Source organism: Anaerovibrio sp., from assembly GCF_024697385.1.
Taxonomy (GTDB): domain Bacteria; phylum Bacillota; class Negativicutes; order Selenomonadales; family Selenomonadaceae; genus Anaerovibrio.
On the sequence record NZ_JAILFV010000174.1, the window covers coordinates 1 to 9967 of the forward strand.

General features: G+C 44.9%; 10 protein-coding genes and 1 pseudogene. 1 reads left to right on the forward strand and 10 read right to left on the reverse strand.

What is annotated here, in order from left to right; translation table 11 throughout:
* The 10 genes and pseudogenes from hisB to K6C05_RS09185 all read right to left on the reverse strand — a co-directional run.
* Positions 1–140, reverse strand: a pseudogene (gene hisB, locus K6C05_RS09140) (imidazoleglycerol-phosphate dehydratase); the annotation flags it as partial.
* A gap of 1 nt (position 141) precedes the next feature.
* On the reverse strand, positions 142–1209 hold the full coding sequence (gene hisC / locus K6C05_RS09145) for a histidinol-phosphate transaminase (protein ID WP_296733914.1): 1068 nt from the start codon (positions 1207–1209) through the stop codon (positions 142–144).
* Positions 1210–1232: 23 nt separating this feature from the next.
* Positions 1233–2576: a histidinol dehydrogenase gene (gene hisD / locus K6C05_RS09150; RefSeq protein ID WP_296733917.1), complete on the reverse strand. Its 1344-nt coding sequence runs from the start codon at positions 2574–2576 to the stop codon at positions 1233–1235.
* Positions 2576–3250, reverse strand: coding sequence for an ATP phosphoribosyltransferase (gene hisG, locus K6C05_RS09155; RefSeq protein ID WP_296733918.1), 675 nt, complete (start codon positions 3248–3250; stop codon positions 2576–2578). The genes hisD and hisG overlap by 1 nt, the downstream gene beginning before the upstream one ends.
* Positions 3251–3679: 429 nt before the next feature.
* Entirely contained in the window at positions 3680–4771 is a 1092-nt protein-coding gene (locus tag K6C05_RS09160; RefSeq protein WP_296733920.1) for a threonine synthase, read from the reverse strand.
* 69 nt (positions 4772–4840) lie between these two features.
* A complete protein-coding gene (locus tag K6C05_RS09165) occupies positions 4841–5224 on the reverse strand; it encodes a RidA family protein (RefSeq protein WP_296733923.1) in 384 nt (127 codons plus the stop codon).
* A 1-nt stretch (position 5225) separates the two neighbouring features.
* Entirely contained in the window at positions 5226–6044 is an 819-nt protein-coding gene (locus K6C05_RS09170) for a carbon-nitrogen hydrolase family protein (RefSeq protein WP_296733925.1), read from the reverse strand.
* Positions 6045–6048: 4 nt separating this feature from the next.
* Positions 6049–6693 carry a helix-turn-helix transcriptional regulator gene (locus tag K6C05_RS09175; RefSeq protein ID WP_296733928.1) on the reverse strand — a complete coding sequence of 215 codons (645 nt, stop codon included), beginning with the start codon at positions 6691–6693 and terminating at the stop codon, positions 6049–6051.
* Positions 6694–6707: 14 nt separating this feature from the next.
* Positions 6708–7817, reverse strand: a complete 1110-nt coding sequence (locus tag K6C05_RS09180) for an alanine racemase (protein WP_296733931.1) — start codon at positions 7815–7817, stop codon at positions 6708–6710.
* 262 nt (positions 7818–8079) lie between these two features.
* Complete coding sequence (locus K6C05_RS09185; RefSeq protein WP_296733933.1) at positions 8080–9279, reverse strand: dicarboxylate/amino acid:cation symporter; 1200 nt, start codon at positions 9277–9279, stop codon at positions 8080–8082.
* Between the two features lie 197 nt (positions 9280–9476).
* On the opposite strand from K6C05_RS09185, the gene K6C05_RS09190 reads away from it, so the two are divergent.
* Positions 9477–9967, forward strand: a 491-nt coding sequence (locus K6C05_RS09190) for a TSUP family transporter (RefSeq protein WP_296733935.1), incomplete at its 3' end; no start/stop codon positions are given.

Genomic DNA, 9967 nt, shown 5'->3' on the forward strand with positions numbered 1-9967 from the left:
CCGTGACTGGCAAACAGGGTAAGCATATGATCAAAAAATCCTATACCGGTATCAATATCTGAAACCCCCTTGCCATCCAGGCTGATGGTAAGATCAATGGATGTTTCCTTGGTTTCACGAATAACCTTTCCAGTACGCATATCAGTTCTCCTTTGTAAAAGCCTCCACGGCCTTAAACACCATATCATTTTCCTCGCGATTGCCCATGGAAATACGCAGGGTATTCTCCAGCAACCTGGCCCGACCAAAGCTGCGCACTCCAATGCCCCTGGATACCAGATATTCATTCAGTGCCTCTGCCCTGTCATATTTTACCAGGATGAAATTGGTATTGGACGGGAATACCTTGAACCCAGTCAGGGAACCATATTGCCCACCCATACGATTTCGCTCCGCAATGGTCATCTGAATCCGGGGAACAAATTCATCCCGCATCTGGAATACAGTATCAGCAGTTACCAAAGTAAGCACATCCATGTGATAAGGCATAAAGGATTTGGCTATCATCTCAGTAATAGGAGCTGATGCCAGCATATATCCACAGCGGCAGGCTGCCAGACCATAGGCCTTGGAAAAAGTCCTGGCAACTATCATGTTAGGATATTTTTTCAGCAGGGATACTGCTGACTTCCCATAAAATTCAATGTAGGCCTCATCCACCAGGAAGGCACAGCTGGTATGAGCGGCAATATATTCAATATCCTCTATCGGCAATACATTACCGGTAGGATTGTTCGGATTGCAAACAACACAAAGCGATGCCTTGCTGTCGTTGACAATATTGACATACTCCCTGACATCCAGGCTGTAGTCCTCACCGGATAAATCCACCGGCACAGCCTCGGCCTCTGCGGCCTTGGCATATATGTGATACATTGAAAAGGACGGCTGTGGGAAAACAATTTTCCTGCCACGCCCTCCAAAGCAGTAGAAAATTTTCTCAATAATCTCACTGGAACCGTTGCCTATAAGGACATTTTCTACGCCCATGCCAAAATTCCTGCCAATGGCCTCCATGAGCGTTTCCAGGTCCTCATTAGGATAACGGTTGAATGCCACACGGGAAAGACGGCTCATTACACGCTCTTCCACCAGCGGCGGAAGATTCATCCCGCTTTCATTGGCATTTACCTTTATGTTCCAGGACCGTTCCACCACATCATATGATGGCATATCCGCCAGTTTGTTTCTATATTTCAACTTTGACATATTACATTGCCTCCGACTATTTATTATTTATCCAGCTTTCTGATGCGTATGGCATTGGCGTGTGCCTCAAGGCCCTCAGCCTCTGCCAGGCGAATAATATCATCACTCACTCGGCTGAGCTCAGGCTGTGTATATGATATCAGGCTGGTACGCTTCATGAAGGTTTCCACATTCAGCACAGAATAATATCTGGCTGTGCCACCGGTAGGCAACACATGATTTGGCCCGGCAAAATAATCCCCCAAAGGCTCCGGGGAATACGCTCCCAAAAACACTGCACCGGCATGGCGTACATAAGGCAACAGCTGGAATGGCTGTTCAGTAAGTATCTCCATATGCTCAGGGGCAGATACATTGGCTAGCTCTACGGCCTGCATGATATCCTCTGCCACTATTATCAGCCCGTTTTTGTCCAGGGAAGCCCTGGCAATCTCCTGCCTAGGCAGCTTGGCCAACTGCTTCTCAGCCTCACCGGCAACCTTTTCTGCCAGTTCCGGACTGTCTGTGATTACAATACTGGAGGCCAGCATATCATGCTCTGCCTGGCTGAGCATATCTGCTGCAGTATAGGCCGGGTCAGCTGTCTTATCAGCTACTATCAGTATTTCGCTTGGTCCTGCCAGCATATCAATATCGCAATGCCCATAAACAGCCTTTTTGGCAAGAGTGACAAAGATATTTCCTGGACCGGTTATCTTGTCGACTCTAGGGATGGTCTCTGTACCAAAGGCCATGGCTGCAATAGCCTGGGCTCCACCTATCTTGAAGATTTTGGAAACCCCTGCTTCCTTGGCGGCCACAAGCACATAAGGGTTGATTTTGCCATCCTTGGGTGGTACCATCATGATTATTTCCTGTACGCCGGCAACAGCAGCGGGAACGGCATTCATTATCACCGATGAAGGGTAGGCTGCCGTACCTCCCGGTACATATATACCAACACGGTCCAACGGTATAACGGACTGCCCCAGGATGGAGCCCTGCCCACGATAGGTCATCCAGGAATTTGGCTTCTGCTCCTGATGATATCTGCGAACATTATCAGCGGCTCTTTTCAGTGAAGCCAAAATATCAGGATCAGCAGCCTCGTACGCTGCCTTATATTCCTCATCAGTAACCAGGAATTCATCTGAAGTAAACTCTGTCCTGTCAATGAGCCTGGTGTATTTTATAACGGCTTCATCCCCATTTGCCCTGACATCATTGACAATCATGTCCACGATTTCAGCGGCTGACATGTCGCGTCCAAACAGTTTTTTATTTCCTTCACGGATTCTTGGATTAAGCTCTACCTGATCAAAGGCCGGTTTTTTCAGCAGCTTTTCCACAGCTATAATACCGGCATCCTTAACATTAACAATCTGCATTATTTTTCCTCCCGGGACATTTCCAATATTTTTCTGAGATCTTCAGTCATCTGGTGTATGCGGTCAAATTTCAGCTTGAAGCTGACACGGTTGCAGATCAGCCTGGCCGTGGCTTCCATAATAAAGGCAATCTCCTCAAGGTTGTTTTCACGAAGAGTAGTACCTGTCTCCACTATATCCACAATGCTTTCAGAAAGACCCACAATAGGCCCCAGCTCAATGGAACCATTAAGTTTGATGAACTCCATCTGCATTCCCTTGCTGTTAAAAAATTTCTCGGCAATATGAGGGAATTTTGTTGCTACCCTGGTATTGGCGTAATCTGACAGCTTTGGCCTTTTCTGGTTCTTGTCCACCGCCATCATGAGATGACATTTGCCAAATCCCAAATCCAGCAGCTCATATACATCCTTCCCGGATTCCATCAGCACATCCTTGCCAATAACCCCGATATCCGCAGCACCATATTCCACATATGTAGGAACATCGGCCGTTTTGCTGATAATAAACTTTATCTTTTTTTCTTCATTTACAATCACCAGCTTCCGGGACTTCTCGCTTAAATCCTCGGCAGTATAACCGATTTGGGCAAATAAGTCCGCAGACAGCCCGAAGAGCTTCCCCTTGGGCAGGGCAATAGTTAAATATTCCATATCACTAGCCTTTGAAGCCATGAGTTATCCTCCAATCAATCTTTATTATATTAAAGTATTAAATTGCTAATATACTAACACAGATGATTTTACCTGTCAACATGTATTATAACGCCATTGTTCAAATTTTTCCTCATTTATGAGAAAAATACCCCTATCAGCGTTTCAACGAGATATCAAAATGTCTTTATCTCGTTATAACGCCATTGTTCAAAATTTTCCTCATTTATAAGAAAAATACTCCTATCAGCGTTTTTCCCCAAGGGCACCAGCTTTGCGTCCCATGAGATGAGGGATATGCTCATCACTTATTAAAGTATGTTTTCCCCCACCTGTAGAGGAAGGGGACATCTTACACCGAGTTATATTTAATTAAAACAGAAAAAATCCCCTTACCGGCAGAGCACTTCCAACCGGTAAGGGGATATATACTGATAATATTTTTTGGAATTAATGATCTGATTTAAGTCCGGCACCGCACATGGTAATCAGGCAGTCCTCTGCGGTTCCGTACTTTTCACAATAATTAATGTAGGCTGCATAATTGGCCGCAGTGGTATGTTCACAGTATACCCCCTTCAGCGCCAGCAATTCCCTGGCCTTAAGAATATCCTTCTCCATGGCATGGATAAACCGAACCTTATGCTTATATGCGTATTCAAGAATCTTTTTGTCCCGCATCGGCACACCAATAGCAATGCCTTCAGCCAAGGTAGGCTGAGGATTCACCTCAACAAAGCTGTCCCTGCCATCAGCAGCTGCCTTTAGCAAAGGATCACAGTATTCGCTCTGCACAGCAATAATCTGTGGCATACGGTCAATAATACCGCTTGCCAGTAAGTGCTCAAGCCCCTTTATCACACCCAAAAACAGCGTTCCATTTCCTACCGGTATCAGAATATGCCCCGGTATGCGATGCAGCTGCTCGAGGACTTCATAAATATAGGTTTTTGTGCCTTCATAAAAGAACGGGTTATATACATGATTTGCATAATACACCCCTTCCCTTGCTACCTTTTCCCGACAAACCTCTGCACAATGGTCACGGGTTCCCGGCACCACAGTACATGTAGCTCCATGGGCCCTGATCATATTTATCTTTTTGGGAGAGGTCCCCTCCGGAACAAATATTTCGCAGGCTATACCAGCCCTGGCTGCATATGCGGCTACACTGTTGCCGGCATTTCCGCTACTGTCCTGGACAATATAGTCCACCCCGATTTTTTTGCAATGGGATACAAGTACTGCAGCTCCCCTGTCCTTGTAAGAAAGAGTAGGCATAAAATAATCCATTTTCAGCAGCACATTATCATCCAGTCTTACAACCGGAGTCATCCCCTCCCCAAGGGAAACATTTTTCCAGGAATCATCCACGGCCATAAACTTACGGTAACGGAACATGCTCCATTCATCCCGGTCTATATCATCATAGGAAAACTCAGGTGGTATAAAATCCAAATCCCACAGTCCACCGCAGGAGCATTTTGGATCCTTGGTGCTTACAGACATTTTCTTGCCACATTTTGAACAAATATATTCCATGTCGATTCCCCTTTTTCATGATTTGATACTTCGAAAACATTCCAACAACCATAGCCCCGGAGCAACAACTTAATCATCCTGGAGCTCAGCCACGGCTTCTATTTCCACCAGTGCCCCTCCATGGAGCTCCCTGCTTGGCACCACAACCCTGGCAGGCCTGTGCGCCCCAAAGAATTCCCCATAAGCATTATTCACCTCATCCCAATACTCTACCCTTGGGATATATACATGACACAGCACAACATTTTCCTTTTTGCAGCCGGCAGCCTTTAATACCAGATCCACATTGTGCAAGGCGTCCAATGTCTGCTGATATATGCCCTCTGCCAAGGGTGCACCTGTCTCATGATGTACCGGAAGCTGACCGGATATGTAAAGCATGCCTCCGGAAATCATCCCAGGTACATAATGTCCTTTATTTTCAAGCTTTGATTCGATACTTACTGTCTTCATACTATTTTACCTCCAAACTGTATAAATCGGTGCGACGGTGGTTCAACAAAGGCAGCTGCTGCCGCACTTTATCAGCCTCAGAAAAATCTATTTCCACTAACTGGCACCCCTTTTCCTGCCCCATCTGACTTATAATACTGCCCCAAGGACTTACTGCTATGGTATGTCCCCAGGAATGATATGTATCATCCAAATTACAGGCGGGAGCTGTCCCCACTGCAAAACACTGATTAAACATGGCCTGAGCACGGAACATAATCTCCCAATGGGCCGGTCCGGTAGTCATATTAAAGGCCGCAGGTACAATTATAAGTTTTGCCCCCTTCAATACCATCAGTCGGACCAATTCGGGAAAACGGAAATCGTAACAAATACATATTCCCATCCTGCCAAATTCAGTATCAAATACTGTAACACTATCCCCCGGAGTCAAGGTATCAGACTCCCTGAAGGACTGTCCTCCCTTCACATCAATGTCAAACAGATGCATTTTTCGGTGACAGGCTATCTGATTTCCCTTTGGGTCAAATACATATGCCGTATTGTATATCAATCCTTTCTCATCCCTTTCCGGCACCGAGCCGGCGGAAAGATAAATCCCATATTTCCTGGCTAAATCAGCACATCCCTGCCACACCGGACCGCCCTTTTCTTCAGCATATACCGGAAAATTTGATGTTTCGTATGGACAGCAGAACATCTCCGGCAATGTCAGCATCGAGGCCTGCTCCCTGGCAGCCTGCTCACATGCCCTTTCAACTGTTTCCATTGATTCCTTTTTAGACGCTGAAACCATAATTTGTGCCTGCAGAATTTTCATGGAATCACCCCCGTTTTCCCCTGACTTCATCCAAATAGCTGTATATGGTAACCTTATTGACACCAAGCATTTCTGCTGCCTTTTCCACACTGCCCTTCATCAGGAATATTCCCTTTTCATCCATGAAACGGATTTTTTCAATTCGTCCATCCCTGGTCAGGCCGTCACCGCCTTCAGAACCAATAATCCCTTCCATAAGCCGTGTAATCATATCATTGACATTGTCCGGCTCCTTATCAGCTTCTGATGCCTGCCCGGTCTCCTCCGTCCTCTGTCCCGGCAAAAATGACTGCAGGTATTCTATATGCCGGGACAGCCTTGTGGTATCAAGATTGATACATAGAGCCCCTGCCAATTTGCCTTTATCATCCTTTATTAGCAGCGTCGATGAACGGATTTTTTTGCCATTGGGGGCATCAAAATAATAATTTGCCACATAGTCATCCTTTAATTTCTCCGACAGGATTACCTTTTTGATAAGTTGGTCAAAGCTATCACCTACCCTGCGTCCGGTCACTGAGTTGTTGGCCACATATACCACCGAATGCGCCGGATCAGCCAGATCATGGATGACTACCTCACAATCATCACCAAAGGTTTTAGCCAGCATTTCTGCCATTGAAATATATGGTAATAATATTTGCTTCATAGCTGATTCTTCCCTTACTTCAACTTTCCTCTGCAGGAAACCTTCATCTCCTTCAATACCTCATCCCCTGAAATCAGATATGCTGTTTCATGGAGATTGCATACCGGACAGATATGCACCGGAATAATTCGTACCTTATCGCCAATATTTACCCGATCATGAAAGGGCTGATCATAAAGTATTGCATGCTCATCAAATACGGAATCAATATGAACATCAGTGTCATCAAAAATCGTTCCCAGCCCTGGTGTAGCACAAATTCCAACAGTACGGCGCTGCATGGTCAGTCCCTTGGCTCCTACATCGAGAATAGTTCTTTGGGAAGTAGGCTTACTGATGACAGTGGCCAAAACCGTAGCAGCACATTTATCAAGGGTTCCGACTGCATGCCCCTGTGAAGCATCCATCAGGGCATATGTGCCTGGTCGCAGTTCTGTAATCCCCGCCAGGATTTTTACATGATTCATAAAGGTTGGGGTTGCTCCGTAGCTGACAGTAGCACACTTCATCCCCTGCTCCTCCGCCAATTTCACAAAGTTCAGGGTTCTCTCCTGAGCTCCTTGGGCTATTTCCTCCAGCTGATCAATGTCCTCGGCTTCATAGCTGTTACCGTCATGGGAAAATATTCCACCGAATTTCACATGGGAACATTTTTTCAAAGCTTCCAACAGCTTGATAAAATCATCTTCCTCAATAATACCTGAGCGGTTTTCCCCCACCTCGATTTCCACAAGAACCGGAACAAATACCTGCCGGGCGGCAAATACTTCCTCGGCTGCGGTTATATGGCATACAGAATCAACACCAAAGGATATTTCCACTCCGGAGCTGGCCAGCTTGCAAATACGCTCCAGCTTGTTTTTTCCCACAATCTCATTGGCTATAAAAATATTTTTTATGCCCTGGGCAGCCATCTCCTCTGCCTCACCAACCTTTGCCACTGCAATGCCGCAGGCACCATGCTCCAGCTGCAGCTTGGCTATGTCCGGCATTTTATGTGTCTTTGTATGGGGACGCAGCTTCACATGATGTTCATCTGCATAAGCCTGCATCTCCTTCAGATTTGCCTCTAATCTATCCCTGTCAATCAATAATGCAGGAGTATCCAATTCATTGTAGCGCATTTTTTAAAACCTCCTTGTAGTTATATAATTCAAGAATCTTATTTATTGTAAGATTATTTTATATAAAAAATTATATATAGTCAATATTTTATATAATTTTTTATATAAAATACTATTTCAAAAAATTCTCCCCGGAAAACAACATAATATTTAAACAAAAAACATCCCTTACCGTTTTTCGGTAGGGGATGTTATTCTTCATTCAAAACGAAAAAAGCAGGTATCCGGCCTCTGCCGAATACCTGCCCTGTCAAATTTTCAATTAAGCTGCTTTTTTCTCGCTTTCGTTGATAACGATGGCAACTGCAGCATCACCAGTGATATTAACAGTGGTACGGAACATATCCAATACACGGTCAATACCGGCTACGAGAGCCAAGCCCTCCAGCGGCAAGCCTACGGACTGGAGTACCATTGCCAGCATGATAAGACCTGCACCTGGTACACCGGCAGTACCAATGGAAGCTATTGTACCGGTGAGTACAATCATCAGCATCTGATCTACTCCCAAAGGAATACCAAATACATTAGCAATAAAGATAGAACATACACCCATGTAGATTGAAGTACCATCCATGTTCAGGGTAGCGCCCAAAGGAAGTACAAAGGAAGTTACCTCCCTGCTGACTCCCAGCTTCTCCTGGCAGTTCTTCATGTTAACCGGCAGGGTACCTGCTGAAGAACAGGTGGTAAAGGCAATCATCATTGCCTCACTCATGCCACGGAAGAAATCTACAGGATTGTGACCACCCCAAATGCTGGCCATTGTTGAATAAACACCAACGGTATGGATAACAGCACCCACAGCCATACAAGCAATTACTGTAAGGAGTGGCAGCAGTACCTTTGGACCATTTGCTGCAACAACAGGCAACAGGAGACAGAATACACCGTATGGGGCAATCTCCATGATCATGGCGATAATCTTATAGCAAACCTCGGCTGAAGCATCAAAGAACCTGATGAGAACATCCGCCTTCTCACCACCAACTTTTATGATACCGACGCCGATAAACAGAGCAAATACGATGGTAGGCAAAATAGCTGCCTTAGCCATGGAATCAATAGGATTAGTAGGAATCATATCAAGGAAAACCTTCATGATATATGGAGCTTCCTTGACCTTTGGCTGAGCACCTGATACGAAATCTGCACCAACGCCAGGTCCGATAATACCGGCTACAGCAAAACCAATAATGATTGCAATAGCAGTGGTCACCAGATAAATACCGACTGTCTTAAAGCCGATACGCCCCAATTTTTTGGTGTCTCCCAGACTTGTAATACCAACAACAAGAGAACAAAATACTACAGGTACGATCATCATCTTGATCAGATTGATGAACATGGTACCAATTGGTGCAATCCACCATTTAATAAACGGCAGGCTTGCTTCTCCGGCTATCAGACCAACGATAACAGACAGCACCAAAGAAATAAAAATTTTCACTGACAAATTCATCTTATTCCATCTCTCCTTTTAATAAGATTTAATAAAAAATAATACCCTTTTTGTATTATATCATAACATAATTAAGTCGCACAATAATCATAATTATAATTTATATTCTGGAAATTAATAATAATTGCCCTATTTGCAATTGTTATTCCGCCATCAGTATTGTATAATGTCAGATTAGAGGAACGAAAGGTGATTATATGGAATTTGACACACTGATATTTCTAGCTATTTTCGGCTTTATCGCTTCATTTATTGATGCAGCCGCAGGCGGTGGCGGGCTGATATCCATTCCTGCCCTGATGTGGACCGGGCTTCCGCCGGTTACGGTGCTTGGTACAAACAAGGTGGCAGCTTCAATGGGTGCAGTGGCAAGTTTTCTTACCTTCATACGGGCAGGAAAAATAGATATATCTCTCATGAAGATATTATGTCCACTGTCCTTTATAGGCTCATTGGCAGGGGTGCTCATGGTACAGCTTATCTCTCCGGAGTTCCTGCGACCATTAATCATCGTCATGCTCATCCTGGTATTTGTATATACCCTTTTGAAAAAGAATTGGGGAAAAGATGCAAAGCCCCAAAAAATAAATGGGAAAAAACTGGTACTGTGCATTCTGTTGGCTTTTGTAATGGGCTTTTATGATGGTTTTTTCGGGCCCGGCACCGGTTCCTTCATATTATTTGCCTT

What these genes read in the sequence shown, in the direction of transcription:
- hisC (WP_296733914.1), bottom strand. Translation starts at nt 1,209, where the DNA reads ATGTCAAAGTTGAAATATAGAAACAAACTGGCGGATATGCCATCATAT.
- hisD (WP_296733917.1), bottom strand. Translation starts at nt 2,576, where the DNA reads ATGCAGATTGTTAATGTTAAGGATGCCGGTATTATAGCTGTGGAAAAG.
- hisG (WP_296733918.1), bottom strand. Translation starts at nt 3,250, where the DNA reads ATGGCTTCAAAGGCTAGTGATATGGAATATTTAACTATTGCCCTGCCC.
- K6C05_RS09160 (WP_296733920.1), bottom strand. Translation starts at nt 4,771, where the DNA reads ATGGAATATATTTGTTCAAAATGTGGCAAGAAAATGTCTGTAAGCACC.
- K6C05_RS09165 (WP_296733923.1), bottom strand. Translation starts at nt 5,224, where the DNA reads ATGAAGACAGTAAGTATCGAATCAAAGCTTGAAAATAAAGGACATTAT.
- K6C05_RS09170 (WP_296733925.1), bottom strand. Translation starts at nt 6,044, where the DNA reads ATGAAAATTCTGCAGGCACAAATTATGGTTTCAGCGTCTAAAAAGGAA.
- K6C05_RS09175 (WP_296733928.1), bottom strand. Translation starts at nt 6,693, where the DNA reads ATGAAGCAAATATTATTACCATATATTTCAATGGCAGAAATGCTGGCT.
- K6C05_RS09180 (WP_296733931.1), bottom strand. Translation starts at nt 7,817, where the DNA reads ATGCGCTACAATGAATTGGATACTCCTGCATTATTGATTGACAGGGAT.
- K6C05_RS09185 (WP_296733933.1), bottom strand. Translation starts at nt 9,279, where the DNA reads ATGAATTTGTCAGTGAAAATTTTTATTTCTTTGGTGCTGTCTGTTATC.